Origin of the sequence: Moritella sp. F3 (genome assembly GCF_015082335.1) — a bacterium.
Classification (GTDB): domain Bacteria; phylum Pseudomonadota; class Gammaproteobacteria; order Enterobacterales; family Moritellaceae; genus Moritella.
In genome coordinates this window covers 479937-502238 of the sequence record NZ_BLRL01000001.1, presented here as the reverse complement: position 1 = coordinate 502238, position 22302 = coordinate 479937, and the positions used below count along the sequence as shown (strand labels likewise).

Sequence of the window (22302 nt, the reverse complement as noted above, 5' to 3'; positions counted from 1 at the left end):
TTATACTCCACGTTGCCAGTGCAGTGGTTTTACCACCAATCCAGCAGATAATTGCTGAATACCAGCGGTGACCACTTGATCACCGATTTTGAGACCGGATGTTATCTCAATACCTTGTGAGCGAACTTTCCCCAGTGTTACTGGTTGCGGCGTTACTGTGTGCATTTCACTGTTGTATAACCAAATGATGTTTTGACCGTTAGCATCTCTTTTCATCACTGCGCTGGTGGGCAATATGGCGACGGTTTTTTTTGTTGTCGCGATGTCTAAGGTCAACTCTGCGCTCATACCCGGTAAGATCTGGCTATTGCTCGGTTGTGGTAAGGTAAATACCACTTCATAGCTTTGTGTACCAGGGGTTATTTGTGTTGCGTATTCTTTTAATGTGACGGGATAAGATATATTCGGCTGCGCTGAAAATATAACCTGAGCTTGATTTTCCGTACCTGGGGTCAGTTGCGTCACGCGGGTCGCTAATGTTTCGGATACTTGAATGACGATGTCGATATTACGGTCTTGTTGTAATACTAATAACGTTTGGTTAGCTTGCACCATCTGATAGTTATCGGCCGATATCTTGGCGACCGTACCACTGTAAGGTGCATTTAATACTGTATAACTGAGTTGATCTCGCGCGGTGAAAAGAGCCGCTTGTGCAGATTTTAGCTGCGCTTTAGCTAGGTCATATTCTGCTTGAGAAAGCAATTGAGTATCACGTAGTTTCCCTTTACGTTTAAAATCTGCTGCAGCAAGGTCATGCTCGGCCTCTCGATGCAGTAAAGTATTACGTGCGTCTCTATCATCAAGGCGGGCTAGTACAGCACCTTTGTTCACATGCTGACCTTCAATTAATGAAAATTCAACTAATTGGCCCGATAAGCGAAAAGCCAGGTTCGCTTGTTCTGTTGCTGTTACTTTGGCTGGAAAACGACGAATAGAGTCAGCCTGCATGTCGGCAATGGTTAATAATTTAACCGGTCTTATTGAGGGTGTTAAAGGTTGTTTTGACTCAGCGCTGCAGCCGTTGATAACAGCAGCAACGGTGAATAGTATAATGGTTTTTATGTAGAGGTTCATAACCTTAATTCCAGTCATATTGACGTTGATAATACAATTGATGGCAATATAGCAACATATATGGTTGATAAAAATGAATCTATATGGAACCATCGGTTGCATATAATGGAACTATATTGTGGTGTGATCTTATGTGGTGTGGTGTAATGCAAACTTATTTGTGCTCTAAGAGGAAATTGGATGAAAACAGAAGATATAGCCTTGTTCCATCGGATTGTAGAGGCGGGGAGTTTAGTTGATGCTGCTGGATTATTATACCTGCCTAAATCGACAATCAGTCGGCGCTTACAGGGGTTAGAGGATGATTTAGGGGTGAAACTATTTCATCGTCAAAACAGGGCTATGACGTTAACCACTGCGGGCAGCCACTTTTATGATAAAACCTTGTCTTTACTGGCAAGCTTAGAGCAAACCATCACTGATATTACCGATAAACATGCAGAGATCAGTGGTCATTTGCGCATTCTGCTATTTCCAGTACCAGATTTAATGCTCATTGTTAACGGTATTTATCAATTTATGGATCTTAACCCCAAGTTAACTGTTGAGCTTATTGTTAATGCAGAACCGCTAGATATGATCCGTCATAATATTGATATCGCCTTTATGGTAGATGAGGCATTCAATAATATAGACATCGACATGGTCGCTCGTCCTGTTCTGAGTGAGATATTACATTTTGTAGCGAGCCCTGAATATCTTGATAAAGCAGGAACACCGGCGAAGCTCAGTGATATTAGCCAACATAATTCGATAATGTTTCGCTTCCCTAATGGTCAAGTATTTAATGAATTGCCTTTAGGTAACAATAAATTCTTATCTGTCAGCGGCAATATTTGTCTTAACAGCGTACAGTTGGCATTGGAAAGTACGCTCGCTAACCGTGGTATTGCTTATATACCAGAGCGGCTGTGTGAAGAGTATATTAAAGCGGGTAAATTGATTCGATTGTTTGCTGATGTCCAACCCTATGAAGGTAAATGCTACCTAACTTATCCATCTCGTCGTTTTGTTAGTTTGGCTAGCCAACGTTTGATTGATCACATGCTGAACTTTATGACGTCAGATGATCTGCCTATCTGTACTAAAAGCAGGGAAGGTAAAGCTTGGTATTAATGTCTTAACTGATTTTTATCGAGTTACTTATCTACGAGTAACTTAAGGTGTTATTTCTATCGGTGTACCGTTTGGTACATATTTAGCGATATCGCGAATTTCTTTATTACTGACGGCAATGCAGCCATTTGTCCAATCTGAGCCAATTAATAGCCCTGCATTGCGATTTTTATTTGGTAAACCATGAATATAAATACTGCCGCCTGGATCTAGATTATCTTTGCCTGAGCGTTGCTTATCGAATTGATTGGGGTAGTTGATGTGCAGGCTTAAATGGAATTTACTTTGTCTGTTCTTGAAATCAATATTATATATTCCCTCAGGGGTTTTCTTATCACCACGTTGTGTCTTAGCACCAATGGGGTTTTTACCTAATGAAATAGGATAAGACTTAATGATCTGGTTATCTTTTAGCAATAGCAGAGTGCGCGCGGATTTGTTCACCAAGATATAGTCTGCTTGGAGCTGTAGCGATGCGTGGCTATTTAATGAAAATATAACGAATGTCGATAAGAATAGAAATTGGAACATGGTCGTAAAAATGGTCTTGCGGTTAGCCAAAAGTTGGCGCGATTAAACCGCATTTACTCATATGGTTCAACTGTTATTACGTGGTTTTGAGTGTTCGATGTCATGCATCAAAGCACGTCTTGTTAGTGAGTGTTTTGATGAAATATAAGCGCTTGATTGCTATGTAATTGCTAGAAATAAAATATGTAATATTATTACGTGGAACTATATTGTATAATTTTTAGCCAAACAATAAGCTACTACCGATAATCATCAATAAACAAAATGCGAATTTGCGCATGGTATCTAGGCTAATTGGTGGTGGATAATGTTTAGCAACCCAGCTCATACTGAGTACGACAGGAATACAAATAACGGAGAACAATAGCATGTCACTCGTTAACCCACCTTGAATACCAACCATAGTGATACGGCTTATTGAGCTAACAAAGAAAATGCTTAACAGGTATAAACGAATAAGGTTAAGCGTAAACGGTTGGCGGTAGAAGATATAAACCAAAGGTGGACCGCCCATACTAAACATGCCCGTTAGAATACCCGACGCAGTACCTGCACCAAAGAACATGCTTTCATGAGACTGCTTACGGTCTTTGTGTGGCGATTTTAAAATCATGCTAATGCCAGCACCAATAATCGCGATGCCAAGAATATTTTGTAATACCTGGTTGTATTCATTACTTAAATATTCAAGTAATGTTAAGCCAATCATTAAACCTGGTAGCATTCCCGCAACGGTCAATAATACTAAACGCCTGTTGAGTTGTTGCATACAGCCTTTTAAAATAAAAATACTGTTAATCAAGGTGACAAAGCTGATCACGACCGAGGTGAATGCGATGGGTACTAAGTTAAACGTGGTCACAGTGCCCATGACGATCATGCCTAAAGCAAATCCAGCGACACTTTGTACGTAGGTCGCGACAGCAATAATGGCCATGAAGGGCAGCAAGGTTTCGACGAGCATTATGTATTCCTAATCGTGGTAATTGATACGAACACGTGGTATTTACGCATGAAAGTTGGCATTAATGCGCTGTTATGGGTAATTACTTAACATTTCCGAATAGGCCTGTATTGTACTGAGAATATAGTCATTACTCAATTATTCTATATCCTTTATGGTGTTATTTAGTGTAAATTCGATGGCGGGGTTATTGCTCGAAGCATTATAGATTTTATTGCTGATTTTATTGAAGATTGTATTGGCATTTTATAGGAAGAAATAATGAAGCAGCCAATTGTTGGTTACCATAAAGATGAAGAGGATGATTGGGTCGCCGAACTTGCCTGTGATCATTTTCAGCATGTTCGTCACAATCCACCCTGGTTTTGTCGCCCTTGGGTCATCACCATAGAAGGCCGTAAATCTATGTTAGGTTTTGAGCTTGGCTGTAAAAAGTGTGATGAAGGTGCCCCTCGCGATAAAGACTAGCACATAATCTATTGGTTTTAGATGGAGTAAATCAGATGAAATTAATTTATACCCATGAAAATGGCTTTCTTGTTAACAATGTTAAGAACATTATCGAGTCTCATCGCATTGATGTCGTAATTAAAAATGAGTTTTCATCTGGTGCCGTCGGCGAAGTATCGGCATTTGATGCTTGGATGGAGCTTTGGGTAATCAATGATAATGAACTTGAACGCGCGCTTGAGATTATTTCAGCGATACACAGTAGAGCGGATGATCCTGATTGGTATTGTCAGCAATGCGCCGAGAAAAATGATGCTTCATTTGATATTTGTTGGAATTGCCAATCTGAACATTAATGTTCAGAGTCATAGACATGACTCATTCCTTCTCATTATTACGCGTTAACTCATTGTGATTACTCTTTAAAAAGTACTAATTTTTAATCATGCTAAATGATGGGTAATTAGATTCTTTATTCTATAGCTAGTCCTTTTTTCCTGTGATAACGGTCACTTTTCGGCAGATATAATGGTCAGATCTAAAGTTTTAAAAACGGCGATGTCAGGGGATTTATCTGCTTAAATGGTTTTTTTGTATTATTTAAACTTAATGTATTCGCTAATCTAACTTTTATCGCTGTTCTATGTCCGGTTTTCATACTTAATTAAGCTATTTTGATTGTCTTCAAGCGAGTATATTTTAGTGATACATTAATTTTACTTTCAGATTTAATCCTTCACTTCGGATGGTCTAAAAGACAGCAAGCTAAGGATGGCTTGAGATTGAATGAGAGTACATTTTACTCTCGCACATTTGCCAAGGATTGGATCACAAATGGAAACGACAAAACAGAAGATATCAGCGGATTACATTACATTAGATCGTATTTCTATTCAGCAAGTCAAAGAAATGCACACCCTCTTTATTCAGTATTATCACAATGCGGACTTTTCAACATTCATTGATGATTTGTCTGAAAAAGACGGTTTAATTTTGATACGTGAAAATAAATCAAAGCGTATTGTCGGTTTTAGTACGCTAAAAACGTTACGCTTCAGACTGAAAGGTAAAGAGGTTAAAGGTATTTTCAGTGGTGATACCATTTTAGAGCGCCAGTATTGGGGAACCAATAAGGCGATGATTTGCTTTGTTAAGGTGTTACTCAAAGAAAAGCTCAGAGATCCACTCACGCCATTGTTCTGGCTGCTTATTTCTAAAGGTTATAAAACCTACTTATTACTCGCTAATAACTTCCCAAAACATTACCCACATCATCAAGGCAAGTTCGATGAATTGTCATCTGTTGTCGATCAATATTGCCAGCACCTGTACCCAAGTTATTTTGACGAACAGCAGCAAATTTTAGATTTTGGTGGCGATTACCAAAAGCTACGTGGCGAAGTGGCTGAGATAACCTCAGAGTTGAAACGCACTGTACCTAAAATTGGTTTCTTTGAAGACCGTAATCCAAATTGGCGTGAGGGTAAGGAACTGCCTTGTATTGGTCAAATTAATGCATCAATGTTTAGCTATTTTGCACGTAAATCACTAGGCAAGACCTTGCAAAAAAATAATATAAATTGGGGTTTAGGACTTATCAGTTTAACTCGCCGATTAGTTAAGTAGGGGGAATGTTATGGCGTTAATAAATGGCATCACCCGTAAGATTGCACATAAGCTCACCCATAAAGTTGCAAACAATTTGAGCTTACATGGATACAAACAATTTTGTACAGCTTTAGCGCATCCGCAAGCAGTGCAACGTGAAAAATTAAGTTCATTGTTAAAAGTGATCGCGCCGAGTGTATCAGGTAAAAAATACAATCTATCTAGCTCACTATTTTATGAAGAGTTTATTCGTAAGGTTCCCATCACTGAATATGACGATTGGGCTGCACAAATCGAAAAGGCGAGGTCGGGCAGTAACCAGGAGCTGAGTGTTGAAGCGAATGAGCGATTTCAGCCGACCAGTGGTTCAACTTCGAAAATAAAGTGGATCCCTTATACGCAGTCATTTTTAAATGAACTTGATGCTGCAATTTCGCCTTGGGTGGTGGACATGTACAAGGACAATCCGGGCATGCTTAAAGGGACGCACTATTGGTCATTGTCTTGGGTGCCTACAGAGCTAAGGCGGACAATATCTGGTGCAGTGAATGATGACTTGAAGTTACTGCCCTGGTGGAAACGAATATTTATGGGCTTAACGAGTTCGGTACCTGAAGGAGTGTCTTTAGCGGATACATCGGAAGACTCTCTCTTTGCCACTTTATGTTATTTACTGGCGGATAAATCCTTAACTTTTCTGTCTGTGTGGAGTCCGACTTTTGCACTGACCTTATTTGATAATATTATTAAACATAAATTAGAGCTGGTATCAGTATTAGCAACGGGTAAGTGGGGGAAACGTGCTACGGCACTACCTGGACTGAAATGCCCTAAGTCACAACGAGTTGCTGAGATATTATTGCAGTGGAAGGGCGATATTTCAGCCGAGCTATTACAACAAATCTGGCCTAAATTGGCTTTGGTTAGCGCATGGGATACGTCGTCATCTGCTTCGTGGGCGAATAAATTGAAAAATTTACTGCCTCAGGGTGAGTTTCAAGGTAAGGGACTGTGGGCCACTGAGGGCGTTGTTACTATTCCTTTCCAAGGGCAATATCCATTAGCCATATGCAGTCATTTTTATGAATTTATAGACCTTGATACTGAAGATGTGTTTCCTGCTTGGCAGCTAAAACAAGAGCAAATTGTCAGGCCTGTATTAACGACTGGCAGTGGTTTGCTGCGTTATGCGATGAAAGACAAATTACGTGTGAGTGGTTTTCTGCAAGATTGCCCTTGCTTTGAATTTTTAGGTCGCTTAGACGGTATTGATCTTGTGGGTGAGAAAATGAGCCCAGAGATCGCGCTTGAAGTCATGAACACAGCGGAGCAAAATCCCCGCTTAACAGCGATAACGGTGTTTGCTGTTCCTGCCAATAATGAAAATGAAAAACCATTCTATCTTTTGCTCTGTGAACCGAATAGTCATATTACCGAACTGGAAATGCAACAGGTCGCAGCCAATGCGGAAGCGGAGCTGAAGGCGTGTTTTCATTACCAGTTGGCAAGGGACCTTGGGCAGCTAGATGCGCTCAAAGTATGTTGCAGCCAGACTGCGCGTGAATTGTATTATTCTCGCTGTGAAGCGCGAGGCATGGTTGTTGGTAATATCAAAATTGAGCCATTAGTGCTTTGGGATATTGATATGCCAAGTGCCTTTTTAGAAGCTATTGCAGCATAAGCAGCAGTATGTAGTTCATTAATACAATGTATAAAGCTTCATTAAGTCGTAGAGGTAATATAAATGGCAAGCCGATTTTACACAAGGCCAGCGCAAGCAAACGATTCTGATGAATTGATTGCGTTAATCGCAGCAACTCCTCAGCAGGGGGCAATTACAATCAATTTTGAACGCGCGCCTGATTTTTTTATGGCCACGAAAGTGGTAACTCAGAAACCGGATGTCTGGGTTGCTATTGAGCGTGAAAGTGAGCGCGTTGCTGCCATTTTTAGTATTGGCCATCGCGATGTTTACGTTAATGGAGTGCGTCAGGCGATACGTTATGGTAATGACTTGCGGATCCATCCCGACTTCAAAAGCGGTCGAACCCTTTTTAACCTATTGAAATGTTACCGCCAAGCAATGGACTGTGATTGGATGCAGACTGTGATCCTGAGTGATAATAATACCTCTTTAAATTCGATCGGTAGTGGGCGCAGTATTACGCCTACCTATTATGACTTTGGCGAGATGACAACACATATGTTGTATTTAACGAGACCTCGTCCAATTCAGAAAAGTAAGTTCAACATTCGTAAAGCGGATCATAATGACATTGAGTTGATGCAAGTGTTTTTTGAGCAGCAGGCTAAGACTAAACAGTTTTATCCGCATTACGACTTTATTAAATTGTTAAACGGCGATGAGTATTATCGAGGACTCGTCATCAGTAATTATTATTTGATGTTTGAAGGTCAGCAACTTGTCGCGATGGCGGGAATTTGGGACCAGAGTAGTTTTAAGCAAACTCGTTTTGTCGCTTACAGTAAGTTAATGGCGGTGGTTCGTTTATTGAATAATGCTTACTCGACATTGTTCGGCGGCATGATGCTACCGAAAGCCGGAGATAAACTCAGATATGTGTCACTGCATAGCTTGTTAGTCATTAATGATGATGAAAAGTTATTTTCACGGTTATTAGCGCATATTTATAATGACTGTTTAGCGCAAAATTATCAGGCCCTTGTCTGTGGCTTACCTTCGGTAGATTCTCGCCAGCGTATTCTTGAACAATATCGCTCTAAAGTACTTTATAGCAAACACTTTATTGCAAGTTATCATGATGATCCTCGCGGTGATTTTGACAATACATACCCTTTGTATTTAGAAGCAGCTAGATTGTAAAGGACGATATTTAAGGTTTAGGGTTTCGATTTATTCGAGGTCGTCAGTTTGGTTAACAAGGAAGCTAACCGATGAGCAGTAGCCAAAATAAAGATTATATAGCAATGTGGTTCCAGGCACGTAAAGCCTTTGGGATCGGTGACCGAATGAATGTTGGCTTGCTAAATAAAAGCGCAGATGACATTAATTGGTTTGAATTTTCCCACAGCGAGATGGACGGTCTTGGTGGACTTACTACGATCTTACGTGAGCATGATTACCCGTGCCTTGACTTGCCAAAAATCGCGGACAAAAGTGCGCCATCTCATTGGCAACAAGTTAAAATGCTTTTTGCTGGTGGTAAGTCTAACGTGCCTAAAAACATTCGTTGGAAAGCCACATTTCCAGATTATGCGACGACAAATCTAGCTAATACTCAATACAGCAATGACGCACCGATTGTTAATAGATATTTCAGTAAAGTTGAAACACTTGAGATTAAAAAGTTAGCGAAAAAACATCGTGTCGCGCTGAATATTTACCTATTTTGGGCATTAAACAGAGCTGTGGCGGAGCAACTTCTCGCGTCACAACAAGACTATTACTGGCTCTACCCAGTTAATTTACGTGGTGCTCTTCCTCATGTCCCTGAAACAGGTAATTGCTCATCAGGGATTAATATCTTACTTAACAATACGATGGCACCGCGCGATATCCAGTTTCAGATTAAGCAACAAATCAAAGCCAAAAGTCATTGGCAGCTTTGGTGGCAGGCCCACATCGGTAAAGTTATTGGTGAGAAAGGCATACGTCGTATTTATGAATATGTTAGTGAACGCCAATTTTACGCTGGTTCATTTAGTTTTTTAGGTAACTGGCCACTTAAAGATGATAATAATCCCCCTGTAAATCCAGATGAGTTGTGGGTGTGCTGTGGTATTGGCACTAAAAATTATCCAGTATCGACAGGTATTTTACTGTGGCATGGACAATTGTCTTTGGGGTTGAAATTACACCCGTATATTGCTGAAGATATCACCATAACGGAATCCGTGATGCAGTGTTGGAAACTGCATTTACTGCAAGGTAATTTACTGGTTCCAGAAGAAACGGCGGCGAGTGCGGCAGCCAGAGTTAATATGGAAACTCATGCTGTTGCTAATATAGGTGAAAAAGCGAATGTAAATGAAAGCACTGATGAATCAGCTGTTGTTAAGTTAGAGGCTAAATTAAAAACTAAGCTAGAGGCTAAGTCAAAAACCAAGTCAAAAAAACAAAGTAAACCTAGCAAGTTAAAACAGTTTCTACTACCTAAAATAGAAAAAGGCATACAGCAAGCTAAAGACACGTTATTACCATACTGGCAACAAGGGCAGTTATTATTTATTCGCCATAAAAAAGTATCAATCCCGCTTTCGATTATGGCATTTACTTTGACCTGCATGACATTGTTATCAGTCATTCGACCGCAAAGCCAAGTTAACCCAGAAATTAACCGTTTCCCATCTGTTCGTTATATGGATGTGGTTTTTGATAATGCGATTATCCCTATTTTTAGCCGCGGTATTGTTGCCGCTAAAACGCAAATTAGCCTTAATTCTGAAGTGACTGCACGCGTTAAGTCTATTGCAGATACTTTCACCGCGGGAGGCTATTTTAATGCTGGTGATGTGCTGCTATCGATGGATGACGAAGCTTATCAACTTGAAGTGATCAAAAAGCAGCAGGCCGTTGACGGTGCGCTATTACATTTAGCTGAGGCTAAAGCGAAAGCCCACGTGGCACGACGTGGGGTGTCTAGTAAAGCGACTCGTTTTGCTCGCCACATACCACAAATTAATGATGCGAAAAGCCGGGTTAAGGCGGCTGAGGCTGATTTACGTTTAGCTAATATCAAAGTAGATCGTACTGTGATTAAAGCCCCGTTTTCTGGTCGCGTTAAAGCAGTAAATGTAGGCCAAGGCCAGTTAGTTAACTCAGGTGAAATCATTGGCGAAATATATTCGCTAGATAAAATGCATGTGCGACTTCCTGTTGCAGATAAATATTTAACCTTAATGAATTTGCCCTTTAAAGTCTCCGCATACTCACATGATCAAAAAACGGTGACGGCTGTGGATACAACGGCAGGACAAAATCCGAGAGTCACGCTCTCTGTCAGTGTGAATGATAAAAAATATCAATGGCAAGGGCTGATAACGGGGACTGAAGGTGGTTTAGCCGAAAATCGATTGCAGTACGTGGTTGCTGAGGTATTAAACGATCCGGAGCAACCTTTGTATCTACAACCAGGGCGATTTGTTACGGCCGAGATTGCTGGTCGTGAGTTTGAGCAAGTTGTGATTATCCCGCGTTTAGCGTTGCGTAATGATAATAAGGTATGGCTGCTGGATCCCGAGCAACGTCTTAGTATTGTGGCCGTGGATGTTCTTCATCAAGGTAAAGATCAGGTATATATCATTGGTGGTTTGAATGCTGGCGATAAACTAATATTAACTCCACTTGATGTTGCCGTTGATGGCATGAAGTTGAACGTTATCCAATTAGATTTAGATCTAGACCGCGATTTAGAAAGTGCCCTAAGCCGAGTGACCAAATCGAGTGAGGCGCGATCATGAAGGCATTAATTTCTTGGTTTGCCTATAATCGAGTCGCTGCCAATTTGATTATGATGGTGATCATTGCGCTTGGCTGTTTAGCGTTACCCGACACACGGAAAGAATTAATTCCAGGCGTGTCATTAGAGCGTATTGCGATCTCGACATTATATCCAGGTGCGGCACCGCGAGAAGTCGAGGCTGCTGTCTGCACCCGCATTGAAGCTGTTGTTTATGATATTGCAGGGACACTGGATTTAACCTCATTCGCTAGTTCTGGTTCTTGTTATACCACCATTGATATTGCTGATGGTTATAATATCAAAGCTGTATTGGATGAAGTTAAGTCAAGGATTGAAAGTATCAATTCATTTCCTGATGAAGTGGCTAAGCCTGTTATCAGTGAATTAATTGAACGCTATCGAGTGGCTAAACTGATTATTTCAGGCGCTGGAGATGAGTGGACACTAAAACGTTTGGCTGAAAATATCCGCTTGGATCTGTTAGAAGAGCCTGTCATTTCGGTGATAGAACTGCAAAATTCGCGACCTTACGAGATCAGTATCGCTTTATCTGAAGACAGTTTGGCACAATACAATTTAAAATTTGAAGATGTGGTGAATACATTAAAAGCCACTGCGCTAGACTTACCCGGTGGGAGTTTAGCCACAGAGCAGGGCGATATACTGATCCAAACCTTAGGTCAAATTGAAAGTGCTGATGACTTTGCCAGTATCATCCTGCAAGCGAATGAAGATGGTGGGCGGATCTTACTCAGTGATATAGCCACGATTAACGACGGTTTTCGTGATGAAGGCACCATGGCGCAACTTGATGGTGAGCGGGCTGTATCTTTAGATGTATACCGTGTTGGTGATCAGAATATTATTGATGTTGCTGATGCGATAAATAAGTATGTGCAGACGCCAAAAACCTATCTGCCAGAAGGGGTTAGTTTGTATGTCTGGCAAGACGATTCTAAATTGTTCATGAGCCGTATCGATTTATTGGTTGGTAACGTGTTTAGCGGTCTATGTCTGTTATTTGTTATTTTACTGCTGTTTTTAAATTGGCGTTTATCATTTTGGGTAAGTTTGGGGATCCCTATTTCATTTATGGGCGCTTTTTGGCTGTTACCGGTTTTTGATGGTTCGATTAATATTATTTCCCTGTTTGCTTTTTTATTGGTGCTTGGGATAGTCGTTGATGATGCGATTGTTGTGGGGGAAAGTATTTACACCGAGCAAGCAACGAGTAATAAAGGGGTTGAAGGGGCGATTGAGGGTGCTTATAAAGTGGCTAAACCAATCACCTTTGCCATTATCACTAGTGTCATTGCCTTTATGCCGCTGCTCTTTTTACCAGGTCCTGAAGGTAAGTTGATGCAGGTTATTCCTGTGGTCGTTATTACCACTTTATTGTTTTCGTTGTTTGAATCTTTATTTATTTTACCTGCTCATTTAAGTCATGACTCTCAGCCCTCATCGCAGCAAACGAGGTTACCAGGCGGAACCCAAGCAACTAAAAATAAAGTGGCACTGCTTCGTGAGGTGTTAGAGGGGATACAAAGTCGATTTTCAGCCGCGTTGGAAAGGTTTGTTATTCATCAATATAAACCTTTCCTTGGCCATGTATTACGTTGGCGCTGGAGTTATATACTTGGCTTTATCGGGTTATTTTTTATCTCTTTAACTTTACTTTCCAGCGGCTGGTTAAGAACCGTTTTATTTTCAGCCATTGAAGGGGATATAGCTTATGCCAATGTTACGTTTGCAGAAGGCAGTAATCCACAGAAAACCAAATTAGCATTATTAAAAATTGAACACGAAGCCTTACAGTTACAGCAAGAACTCGTTGACGAGCAGGGTATTTCTGCTATTGCTCACGTGTACTCTGTTGTCGCACCAATAAGTAAATATTCACGTGAGTCGCAAGCGGCGGCTGATGATCATATTGGCAGGGTTTATTTGGAATTATCGGTATCCAACGATCGCATTATGTCAGGTAATGACATTATTAGACGCTGGCGTGACGGTGTAGGTGAACTTGAAGATAGTATTGAATTAAGCTTTGTATCCGACCTTACCCCGCCAAGTGCTGATATAAATATTGAATTGTCGAGCCGAGACTTAGACGACCTTGCACTGCAAGCTGAGGCATTAAAGCAAGTGATGGCTCGGTTTGAAGGGGTGTATGATATTCAAGACTCGCAGCAACGTAGTTCAAGGCAAGTTCAATTAGCATTAAAACCTGTCGCCCGTGATATGGGACTGACACTAAGCGCATTAGGTCAGCAGGTTCAGCAGGCTTATTTAGGTGTTGAAGTCTTGAGTATGCCACGTGGTGAAGATGAAGTTAAAGTACAGGTTCGCTATCCCAAAACGGCAACTAGTTCGTTATGGCATTTAGAAAATATGCATATTCAACTGCCCAGTGGTGAAGGCGTGCCATTGTTTACTATTGCTGATGTGAGCTATCAATCGGCAGATCATAATATTAAACGCTATGAACGTAATCGCGTTATTTCTGTATCTGCATTTGTCGACCCAGGGAAAAACAGCACGAAAGCGGTGATTGCTGATCTAGAATCTGGGTTCTTACAGCAATTAACAGATACGACGGCAGTTAAGTGGTCGAAAGCCGGTAAGCAGAAGAGTATTGTCGAGTTTGTTGATATTTTAACAAGCAGCTATTTACTGGCGTTAATTGCGATGTATTTAGTGATGGCTATTTTATTTAGCTCTTATACACAACCATTATTGGTGATGTTTGCGATCCCCTTTGGTTTGGTTGGTTCTTTGTTAGGGCATTTATTATTGGGCGTTGATGTAACCTTATGGTCTTTTATTGGTATGGTTGCGGTGAGTGGTATCGTGGTCAATGACAATTTGGTGCTGATTGACTATATTAATGAAAAACGTGCTAAAGGCGAGTCACTCGAAACCGCTATCGCAAGTGCAGGCGTACGTCGATTCCGTCCTATTATTCTGACATCATTAACCACATTTATCGGTTTAGTACCGATCATGAGTGAAACGAGCTTACAGGCACAATTTTTGATCCCAATGGCCATATCGCTCGCTTTTGGAGTGCTATTCGCAACACTTGTTAGCTTACTCCTAGTACCAGCTGTGTATTTATTGATCCAAGATGTAGCTAATACATTAGCTACATCTGTGTTTAAAACGCCAAGGTTAAACAGCCAAGGTTTTAATGAAAATAAAATGAACGAGTTACCTGATAATCCTGCTGCAGATAACGCAGCATAACCGTCTTAAGTTCAAGGAGGAACGATGACGTTTAAACGTAAACTTTCACCAACAGAGCGTTTTTATATTAGCTGTGATGATTTTAATGCCGAAGAAACGGCGACCTGTGTTGTGAATCAGATGGTGTTGGAAGGGCAAGGCGATATTGATATCGCAGCCTGGAAAAAAGCCGTTACTCAAGCTTCAGAGTCTTTACAGGGCACACGATTTAGACTATCAGGTAAACTTGGTTTTAGCCATTGGTCTGACGCCGGAGTAACGACACAGCTGGAAGTGATCCGCGGCTTAAATTGGGATGGCATGAGTGATGAGGCCGCGCCATTCTTAAATCGCCCGTTAGATGTAAAAACCAGTACGGGGTGTGAAGTATTATTGATCATCGGTGAAGTGAGTGGTAAGCACCATATTATATTTAGAACGCACCATGCCGTGATGGATGGACGCGGTACTAAAACATTTGCAGATGAAGTGTTACGTGCATTACGACAGCTGACATTGCAAGGTGACAATAGCTTTGTACGTGATGTTGATCTTGCTAAGTCAGTGACCTCACTACCGGGTGAAAAAGTGAGTGATACTGTTGCGGCTCCCACTGGTGTACCGCTTGGACGAGACTTTGGTTCATCTTGGCAGCGCCGCACTTTACCCGGCAGTTATAAGCAGGTACTAGCCAATGCTGGTATCAGTGTTGCTAAGTTAGCCAATCTTTATTCTGACTCGCCTGTGCGGATCCAATTACCTGTTGATTTACGCATGCATGATTCTGACATTGTCTCTACGGGTAATTTGACTGGCGGGCTATTAATGCAAGTATCTCCGGTGAGCACGACAGCTGACTGGACTAAACAAATCAAGCTTAAAATAGCAGATCTAGAGCATGCAAGAATGCCGCAGTTTGCCGGTATTCCGACACTCAACGCACTAAATTGGGTTCCGCTAACGTGGTTGAAAAAGTTCAATGATAAACTGGCATTAAAGCGCCAAGAAACAGGGCAATATCGTACTTCAGGTATTATTTCTAATCTCGGTTTTCTTAAAGTGGATGAATATAGCGCTGCTGGTTTCAATTGCACGAGTGTATTTTTTATTCCTCCGTATTTTAATACCACGGCACTTTTTTTGGTTTTAGCAGGTAATAAAGACTCTGTTGAAGTTATTTTACGCATCCCACATCAACTCAGCAGTAACGGCCGTGCCGAGCATGCCTTATCGCAAATATGTCATGGTATTTGTTATGGGCATGAAGAGAGCATAGAGTCCTCTATTCATATAGCAAACCAAGAACACCCTATTAAGCAGGCAAGTTAATGGCTGGTATAATGACAGGGATTGTGATTGGCATTGTGAAAAGTAAAATGCATAAATTAACGCTTTTAGGCTTGAGTGTATTCTGTTTATCATCCGTACAAGCCGCTGAACAGTGCAAGGTGAGTTATCCTGTGGTGCTAACACATCATTGGGGGATGAAGGCGTTATGTCAATCAGCACCGAGCGAAGAGTGTGACAGTTTAGTCCCGGAAAAGTACTGCCAGCAATGGGAATGGGATGACGACGGTCAAGATCAAGATTGCTTAAGCTGGCGGGTACCGGATGATGAACTCCATCTACCGCCGCGTGATCTGAACCTTTTTGAACCGAGTTTACAGCGCGATGTCAGTGGTTATTATCGTTATTTCAGTCAAGAGATCGTACAGCGATTATCACAAGGTTGTGGTAATGAGGTGTTTATCGCAGACAACCCTGCATTTGCTTCATCATTGGTTCGTGCTAAGTCATTACGTAATACCGTTTTACAGGCTTTAGATAACACAGGTGCAGATAAGGTGATCATTGTTGGTATGTCTCAAGGCAGCCAGGATGCAAGAATGTTGACGCAATTATCTGTGAGTGACGGTGAGTTAGTCACGAGTAGCATGATTGAGCCTAACTCCAGCAATGAGCTGATGGCGAGTAAGGTAGCTGCACTTGTGACCGTGGTTGGGGAGAATAAAGGTAGTTGGTCGGCCAGTGTATTTCTTAATACAATGTATGCGCAGCGGCATTTATCGAGAAATTGGCAATGGCATGATTACCGTAATAACCTTATTTGGCAGCTTGGTAAAAGCCAGTTAATGACGGGGTTATGGCGGAATAATAACAACGACTATGTGCTTTCCGAAAATCAGCTACAGGTGCAAACCGAGGCTGATATATACCAGCAATTTTTAGCATCTAATCTTGTATTGACTAAAAAGTACATGACAGGGGTTGCATATCCATGGGTAAATTGGGAGCAAAGCTGGGATTTATTACGCAATGCCGCAGGGTTAAACGAGAATAATTGGCATGTTAATATGCCAGCAGTACAAGAGTTATCTAACGCAATTCCTTATTATAGCTACGCTGCGCAAATCCACCGCTGGAATAAAGATTGGGGTCAGTCTGGTTTTATATCAGATTTAGTGGCGTTACTGGAAGGACCGCATGACGGTTATGCGACGGTGACATCACAAGCGTTGCAGGCACCTTTGCTACAGGCGACAACAGAATATGTAAAAAATAATGTAAAAAAACATGTGAAAATGATGTCTGGTTCTGCATTGGGTAGTGGCTATCATCATATGTTTTTTTCGGGTCGTAATGACAGCTTGTATGGCCCCCAAACGAGTGAGCAGGAACTTGATGTGTACGGAGGTTCGTCAGCAGATTTTTATCAGCAAATCATGGTAAACCTAGTCATTGCTGGATTCTAGTATCTTTCGGTTTTAACGACTCAGTTTAGTGCCTGTGTTTTAGTTATCTATATTATCTATGGCCATAGGGGCTGAAATGCGCTCTTGCTAACGTGTAAACAGATTAACAGGCATTTTTAAAACGCTGTGATTTAACGATCATTTTTTGAGCCGTATATGCTTCACGCAAAAGTTCGCTGAGCCTTGGTATGTTTGTGTCCCACTCAATTAAGGTTGGGATAGTGTTGCAATGCTGCAAGTAATATTCAAACAGTTGCCATACTTCTGGAGTTACTTTTTGGCCATGCTCTTGGTCAAATGTAATTCTATTGTTTTGTAACAGTTTATTGCTACCAGAGAGGTGTAGCTCGCTGACAATATGGTTGGGTATTGACGCTAAGTAATCGTAAGGATTGAACTCGAGCTGGTGACTACTGATATGTACATTATTGATATCAAGCAATAATGTACAGTTAGTCGCAGCTTGTAGCTCAATCAAAAAGGCAGCTTCAGTTAACGTATTATTTTTGTGTTCACTATAACAAGCTGGATTTTCGATCGCGATAGCTTGCCCTAAAATGTGCTGAACTTGATCAACACGGGCTATCACATGTTTTAAGTTTTCTTCAGTGTAGGGTATGGGTGACATATCACTATAATGTTGACCTGCGATGGAACTCCAACCCAAGTGCTCTGATACTGAAAATGGCTTATAGCGGTCGATAAGTTTTTTAATATTATGCACATGCAAAGGATCAAGTAATTCGTTAGAAGAGAGGGCTAAGCCCACACCGTGTAAACTGATTGGATAGCGTTCACTGGCTTTATCTAAATAATAAGTCGCTTCAGAATTAATCTCGAAGTGATTCTCACTGTGCACTTCGAGCCAGCCAATATCGACATGTTTATTGGTGAGTTGCTCATAATGTGCTGGACGCATTCCGATGCCAACTAAATCATCTAACATAAAGTTGTCCTATTTTAAGGGGTGGAACTTATAGGTTGTGGAAGTTCTTGTACGCTATATATAAATGCTTATAGCTTATTGAAAGGAGTATGGGTAAGGTTTTATGGTTTTGCAAAGTAAATCACACCCAATCTTGTAAGCTATTGAGTATTGAATAATAAGGGATGAAAAAATCAACGTTTGATCACGATATAAAAAAGCCCTAACGTGGTTGTTCACGTTAAGGCTTGATGTTTTATAGGTGCTAATACGGGGTAATTTACAACTGCTAAGTATATTATGCTGCAACCGTTGTGGTCGCGATAACCGCAAGTGTAATATCCCCATTAGCTTTGCAGCAGCAAGGTAATATAGAATCTGGTGCTACAGCTGCTAATGGTTCGTTCGTATAGGTAACAGACCCTGATGTGATCGTTGTTCGACAAGCGCCACAGTAGCCTTGACGACACTGGTATTCAATTTCATGACCAGTGCGCTCAAGCGTATCAAGTAGGGAGCTATCTTGTGGTAAAACCTGATAGTCCCCGGACTCTGTTCTTAGTATCTTCGACATTATAGAACGAATGTACCGATGTCTTCATGGTTGATTTCAGCATTAATCTGGCCCACTAAGTATGAACTGATTTCTGATTCTTGTGGTGCAACCTGTACGTTATCAGATACTAACCAAGCGTTGATCCATGGTAGTGGATTGCTTTTCACTTCAAACGCTGTTGGTAAACCAACGGCAGCCATACGTGTATTAGTAATGTATTCAACATAATCACAAAGAATGTCTTTATTCAAACCAATCATAGAACCATCTTTGAATAAGTATTCTGCCCATTCTTTTTCTTGTTGTGCTGCATCAATAAAGATTTGCTGTGTTTCTTGGAAACATTCCATTGAGATCTCTTGCATCTCAGGATCATCTTTACCGTCAGCCATCAAGTTTAGAATGTGCTGTGTACTCGTTAAATGTAATGCTTCATCACGTGCAATAAGCTTGATAATTTTAGCATTACCTTCCATTAATTCACGTTCAGCGAAAGCGAAAGAACAAGCAAAACTAACATAGAAACGCACAGCTTCAAGTACGTTTACTGATACCATTGCTAGATATAATTTCTTTTTCACATCTCGCTGTTTAATGACGATTGTTTCGCCATTAATCACATGCGTACCTTCACCAAATTGATGTAGTAGTTGAGTTGCATTGATTAAGTCATCGTAGTAACCAGCAATATCTTTAGCACGCTTCAGGATTTCTTCATTCGCTACAATATCATCGAACACTTCTGCAGGATCATTCACGATGTTACGAATGATGTGAGTGTATGAGCGAGAGTGAATCGTTTCACTGAATGACCATGTTTCAATCCATGTTTCTACTTCTGGTAATGAAACCAGTGGTAAAAAAGCAACGTTAGGAGAGCGACCTTGAATACTGTCTAATAACGTTTGGTATTTTAGATTACTGATGAAAATGTGCTTTTCGTGATCTGATAGTTGTTGATAATCAATGCGGTCTTTACTTACATCTACTTCTTCTGGTCGCCAAAAAAATGATAACTGACGTTCAATCAGCTTTTCAAAAATTTCATGTTTTTGTTGATCATAACGAGCCACGTTTACGGGTTGTCCGAAAAACATTGGTTCTTTTAATTGATCATTCTTAGTTTGGCTAAAAGTAGTGTAGCTCATTGGTCATCTCTGTTTTATACATAAAATTTGGCAGCCTAATAAGCTGCCAAATGAAAAGGGGGGGTTAATTCGGTGAGTGTAATGCGATCGTTTAGATCTTACATGCGCCGCCTTCACAACCTTCGTCTTCTTTAACTACATCTACGTCAGATGCGCCATCACGTGTGTTATGGTAGTAAAGCGTTTTTAAGCCGTACTTATACGCTAGCATCAAGTCCGTTAACAGCGTTGTCATTGGCACTTTTTGGCCTGGAAAACGTTGTGGATCATAGTTAGTATTTGATGAAATAGCTTGGTCGACAAATTTTTGCATCAAACCAACAAGTTGTAAATAACCAGTGTTATTTGGAATGTTCCAAAGTAGCTCGTAGTTATCACGTAGATTTTCGTAATCAGGCACAACTTGTTTCAAGATACCGTCTTTACTTGCTTTAATACTGATTAAACCACGTGGTGGTTCAATACCGTTTGTCGCATTTGAAATCTGGCTTGATGTTTCTGATGGCATCAATGCTGTTAGCGTTGAGTTACGTAAGCCGTGTTCTTGGATCTCGCCACGTAATGTTTCCCAATCTAGGTGCAATTCTTCATCACAAATCTCATCTAACGCTGACTTATAAGTATCAATTGGTAAGATACCTTGTGAATAAGTAGTTTCGTTAAATGCTAAACATGGGCCTTGCTCTTTCGACAAGTTCATTGATGCTTTCAATAGATAGAATTGAATTGCTTCAAATGTTCTGTGCGTTAAGTTATTTGCGCTACCGTCTGAGTATTTTACACCGTTTTTAGCTAGGTAGTATGCGTAGTTAATTACACCTATACCTAACGAACGACGTGCCATGGTTGATTTTTCAGCCGCTGGCATTGGGTAGTCTTGGTAATCAAGTAAGCTATCAAGTGCACGTACTGCTAAGTCAGCAAGGTTTTCTAATTCGTTTAAGTCTTTAATTGCACCAAGGTTAAATGCAGACAGTGTACAAAGTGCGATCTCGCCTTCTTCATCACCTGGGTGTTGCATTGGTTTTGTTGGTAAGGCAATTTCAAGACACAAATTACTTTGTCTTACTGGTGCGACAGCCGGGTTGAATGGGCTGTGTGTATTACAATGATCTACGTGTTGGATGTAGATACGACCTGTACTTGCACGTTCTTGCATCACTAAGCCGAACAGTTCGCTCGCTTTAATCGTTTGCTTACGAATTGATGGGTCTTGCTCATAAAGCGTGTATAGACGTTCAAATTCATCCTGGTCTTGGAAGAATGCATCATACAAACCATCAACATCAGATGGGCTGAATAAGCTAATGTCTTTGTTATCAATTAAACGTTGGTACATTAAACGGTTAATCTGTACGCCGTAATCAAGGTGACGTACACGGTTCTCTTCAACACCACGGTTATTTTTAAGTACTAACAGTGATTCAACTTCTAAATGCCATAGCGGATAGAATAATGTTGCCGCACCACCACGAACGCCACCCTGAGAGCAAGATTTAACCGCTGTCTGGAAGTGTTTGTAGAATGGAATACAACCTGTGTGGAAGGCTTCACCACCACGGATTGAACTACCTAATGCACGAATACGACCGGCATTGATACCAATACCTGCACGTTGCGATACATATTTAACAATAGAATTAGAGACAGCATTGATTGAATCAAGGCTATCGTCACACTCGATCAATACACATGAGCTGAATTGACGAGTAGGCGTACGTACACCAGCCATAATTGGTGTTGGTAGTGAGATCTTAAAGCTTGATGTTGCTTCGTAGAAACGACGAATGTAATCCATACGAACTGATTTATCGTAAGTCGCAAACAAGCTTGCTGCAACTAAGATATATAAGAACTGTGGGCTTTCGAAGATTTCACCAGAAACACGGTTTTGTAGTAGGTATTTACCTTCTAGCTGTTTAATCGCACCGTAAGAGAAGTTCATGTCACGCCAGTGATCAACAAACGTCTCCATTTCTTTAAATTCTTCAATAGTATAATCAGCAAGTAGATGTGCATCATAACGCTGAGCATCAACATTGATTCTTACGTGGTCATAAAGCGCAGGTGGCTCAAATTTACCATAAGCTTTTTTACGTAAATGGAAGACGGCTAAACGGGCAGCAAGATATTGGTAATCCGGCGCCTCTTCACTAATTAAATCAGCCGCAGCTTTGATCATGGTTTCATGTATATCTTCAGTACGAATACCATCATAAAACTGGATATGAGATTTCAACTCAACCAATGAGACAGATACATTATCTAACCCTTTAGCTGCCCATTTGATCACGCGATGGATCTTTTCAAGATCGATCGTTTCTTGTTTACCGCTGCGTTTTGTAACTAGTAAATTCTTATTCATTTAGCTGACTAACCTTAAAACAATGTTAAGAATGTTGCCACTAACACTAGTATTGATATTCTTGTTAATACACAAGATGTAGTGTTACCGTTTATTTATGCATACAAGATAGAGGCATAAATGACTTTTGGCAAGTGGCA

17 protein-coding genes are annotated in these 22302 nt (G+C 40.8%); 10 read left to right on the top strand and 7 right to left on the bottom strand.

The genetic code is table 11. From position 1 onward, the window contains the following. Complete coding sequence (locus JFU56_RS02195) at window positions 1-1077, bottom strand: efflux RND transporter periplasmic adaptor subunit (protein ID WP_198435638.1); 1077 nt, start codon at window positions 1075-1077, stop codon at window positions 1-3. Window positions 1078-1257: 180 nt separating this feature from the next. Between JFU56_RS02195 and JFU56_RS02190 the strand changes: the two genes are divergently transcribed. Then, on the top strand, window positions 1258-2193 hold the full coding sequence (locus JFU56_RS02190; RefSeq protein WP_198435637.1) for a LysR family transcriptional regulator: 936 nt from the start codon (window positions 1258-1260) through the stop codon (window positions 2191-2193). Window positions 2194-2235: 42 nt separating this feature from the next. On the opposite strand, the gene JFU56_RS02185 is transcribed toward JFU56_RS02190, so the two are convergent. Then, the gene (locus JFU56_RS02185; RefSeq protein ID WP_198435636.1) at window positions 2236-2724 is read right to left on the bottom strand and encodes a murein L,D-transpeptidase family protein; all 489 of its coding nucleotides are present in this window, start codon (window positions 2722-2724) and stop codon (window positions 2236-2238) included. Between the two features lie 220 nt (window positions 2725-2944). Next, entirely contained in the window at window positions 2945-3688 is a 744-nt protein-coding gene (locus JFU56_RS02180) for a sulfite exporter TauE/SafE family protein (RefSeq protein WP_198435635.1), read from the bottom strand. 261 nt (window positions 3689-3949) lie between these two features. On the opposite strand from JFU56_RS02180, the gene JFU56_RS02175 reads away from it, so the two are divergent. The 9 genes from JFU56_RS02175 (at window position 3950) to JFU56_RS02135 (ending at window position 17168) form a co-directional block, all read left to right on the top strand. Continuing rightward, on the top strand, window positions 3950-4156 hold the full coding sequence (locus JFU56_RS02175; protein ID WP_198435634.1) for a DUF3565 domain-containing protein: 207 nt from the start codon (window positions 3950-3952) through the stop codon (window positions 4154-4156). Window positions 4157-4191: 35 nt separating this feature from the next. Beyond that, window positions 4192-4494 carry a DUF2007 domain-containing protein gene (locus JFU56_RS02170; protein ID WP_198435633.1) on the top strand — a complete coding sequence of 101 codons (303 nt, stop codon included), beginning with the start codon at window positions 4192-4194 and terminating at the stop codon, window positions 4492-4494. A 478-nt stretch (window positions 4495-4972) separates the two neighbouring features. Further along, window positions 4973-5764, top strand: coding sequence for a hypothetical protein (locus JFU56_RS02165; RefSeq protein ID WP_198435632.1), 792 nt, complete (start codon window positions 4973-4975; stop codon window positions 5762-5764). 10 nt (window positions 5765-5774) lie between these two features. Then, on the top strand, window positions 5775-7427 hold the full coding sequence (locus JFU56_RS02160; RefSeq protein ID WP_198435631.1) for a GH3 auxin-responsive promoter family protein: 1653 nt from the start codon (window positions 5775-5777) through the stop codon (window positions 7425-7427). Window positions 7428-7490: 63 nt separating this feature from the next. Then, the gene (locus tag JFU56_RS02155; protein ID WP_198435630.1) at window positions 7491-8591 is read left to right on the top strand and encodes a hypothetical protein; all 1101 of its coding nucleotides are present in this window, start codon (window positions 7491-7493) and stop codon (window positions 8589-8591) included. 71 nt (window positions 8592-8662) lie between these two features. Continuing rightward, window positions 8663-11188, top strand: coding sequence for an efflux RND transporter periplasmic adaptor subunit (locus tag JFU56_RS02150; RefSeq protein ID WP_198435629.1), 2526 nt, complete (start codon window positions 8663-8665; stop codon window positions 11186-11188). Next, a complete protein-coding gene (locus JFU56_RS02145) occupies window positions 11185-14436 on the top strand; it encodes an efflux RND transporter permease subunit (RefSeq protein WP_198435628.1) in 3252 nt (1083 codons plus the stop codon). Before JFU56_RS02150 ends, JFU56_RS02145 begins: the two co-directional genes overlap by 4 nt. A 24-nt stretch (window positions 14437-14460) precedes the next feature. Next, entirely contained in the window at window positions 14461-15744 is a 1284-nt protein-coding gene (locus JFU56_RS02140) for a peptide synthetase (protein WP_198435627.1), read from the top strand. Next, entirely contained in the window at window positions 15744-17168 is a 1425-nt protein-coding gene (locus JFU56_RS02135) for a hypothetical protein (protein ID WP_198435626.1), read from the top strand. Before JFU56_RS02140 ends, JFU56_RS02135 begins: the two co-directional genes overlap by 1 nt. Before the next feature lie 103 nt (window positions 17169-17271). Here the strand turns inward: JFU56_RS02135 and JFU56_RS02130 are convergent, their stop codons facing one another. The 4 genes from JFU56_RS02130 to nrdA form a co-directional block, all read right to left on the bottom strand. Beyond that, window positions 17272-18114, bottom strand: coding sequence for a DUF692 family multinuclear iron-containing protein (locus JFU56_RS02130; protein ID WP_198435625.1), 843 nt, complete (start codon window positions 18112-18114; stop codon window positions 17272-17274). A gap of 277 nt (window positions 18115-18391) precedes the next feature. Beyond that, the gene (yfaE, locus tag JFU56_RS02125) at window positions 18392-18667 is read right to left on the bottom strand and encodes a class I ribonucleotide reductase maintenance protein YfaE (protein WP_198435624.1); all 276 of its coding nucleotides are present in this window, start codon (window positions 18665-18667) and stop codon (window positions 18392-18394) included. Further along, on the bottom strand, window positions 18667-19797 hold the full coding sequence (gene nrdB, locus JFU56_RS02120) for a class Ia ribonucleoside-diphosphate reductase subunit beta (RefSeq protein ID WP_198435623.1): 1131 nt from the start codon (window positions 19795-19797) through the stop codon (window positions 18667-18669). The genes yfaE and nrdB overlap by 1 nt, the downstream gene beginning before the upstream one ends. A gap of 91 nt (window positions 19798-19888) precedes the next feature. Then, the gene (gene nrdA / locus JFU56_RS02115; protein WP_198435622.1) at window positions 19889-22162 is read right to left on the bottom strand and encodes a class 1a ribonucleoside-diphosphate reductase subunit alpha; all 2274 of its coding nucleotides are present in this window, start codon (window positions 22160-22162) and stop codon (window positions 19889-19891) included. Between the last annotated feature and the right edge of the window lie 140 nt (window positions 22163-22302).

Bases quoted from the DNA above. Each gene is read 5' to 3' on its own strand.
- JFU56_RS02195 (WP_198435638.1), bottom strand. From the start codon at position 1,077: ATGAACCTCTACATAAAAACCATTATACTATTCACCGTTGCTGCTGTT.
- JFU56_RS02190 (WP_198435637.1), top strand. From the start codon at position 1,258: ATGAAAACAGAAGATATAGCCTTGTTCCATCGGATTGTAGAGGCGGGG.
- JFU56_RS02185 (WP_198435636.1), bottom strand. From the start codon at position 2,724: ATGTTCCAATTTCTATTCTTATCGACATTCGTTATATTTTCATTAAAT.
- JFU56_RS02180 (WP_198435635.1), bottom strand. From the start codon at position 3,688: ATGCTCGTCGAAACCTTGCTGCCCTTCATGGCCATTATTGCTGTCGCG.
- JFU56_RS02175 (WP_198435634.1), top strand. From the start codon at position 3,950: ATGAAGCAGCCAATTGTTGGTTACCATAAAGATGAAGAGGATGATTGG.
- JFU56_RS02170 (WP_198435633.1), top strand. From the start codon at position 4,192: ATGAAATTAATTTATACCCATGAAAATGGCTTTCTTGTTAACAATGTT.
- JFU56_RS02165 (WP_198435632.1), top strand. From the start codon at position 4,973: ATGGAAACGACAAAACAGAAGATATCAGCGGATTACATTACATTAGAT.
- JFU56_RS02160 (WP_198435631.1), top strand. From the start codon at position 5,775: ATGGCGTTAATAAATGGCATCACCCGTAAGATTGCACATAAGCTCACC.
- JFU56_RS02155 (WP_198435630.1), top strand. From the start codon at position 7,491: ATGGCAAGCCGATTTTACACAAGGCCAGCGCAAGCAAACGATTCTGAT.
- JFU56_RS02150 (WP_198435629.1), top strand. From the start codon at position 8,663: ATGAGCAGTAGCCAAAATAAAGATTATATAGCAATGTGGTTCCAGGCA.
- JFU56_RS02145 (WP_198435628.1), top strand. From the start codon at position 11,185: ATGAAGGCATTAATTTCTTGGTTTGCCTATAATCGAGTCGCTGCCAAT.
- JFU56_RS02140 (WP_198435627.1), top strand. From the start codon at position 14,461: ATGACGTTTAAACGTAAACTTTCACCAACAGAGCGTTTTTATATTAGC.
- JFU56_RS02135 (WP_198435626.1), top strand. From the start codon at position 15,744: ATGGCTGGTATAATGACAGGGATTGTGATTGGCATTGTGAAAAGTAAA.
- JFU56_RS02130 (WP_198435625.1), bottom strand. From the start codon at position 18,114: ATGTTAGATGATTTAGTTGGCATCGGAATGCGTCCAGCACATTATGAG.
- yfaE (WP_198435624.1), bottom strand. From the start codon at position 18,667: ATGTCGAAGATACTAAGAACAGAGTCCGGGGACTATCAGGTTTTACCA.
- nrdB (WP_198435623.1), bottom strand. From the start codon at position 19,797: ATGAGCTACACTACTTTTAGCCAAACTAAGAATGATCAATTAAAAGAA.
- nrdA (WP_198435622.1), bottom strand. From the start codon at position 22,162: ATGAATAAGAATTTACTAGTTACAAAACGCAGCGGTAAACAAGAAACG.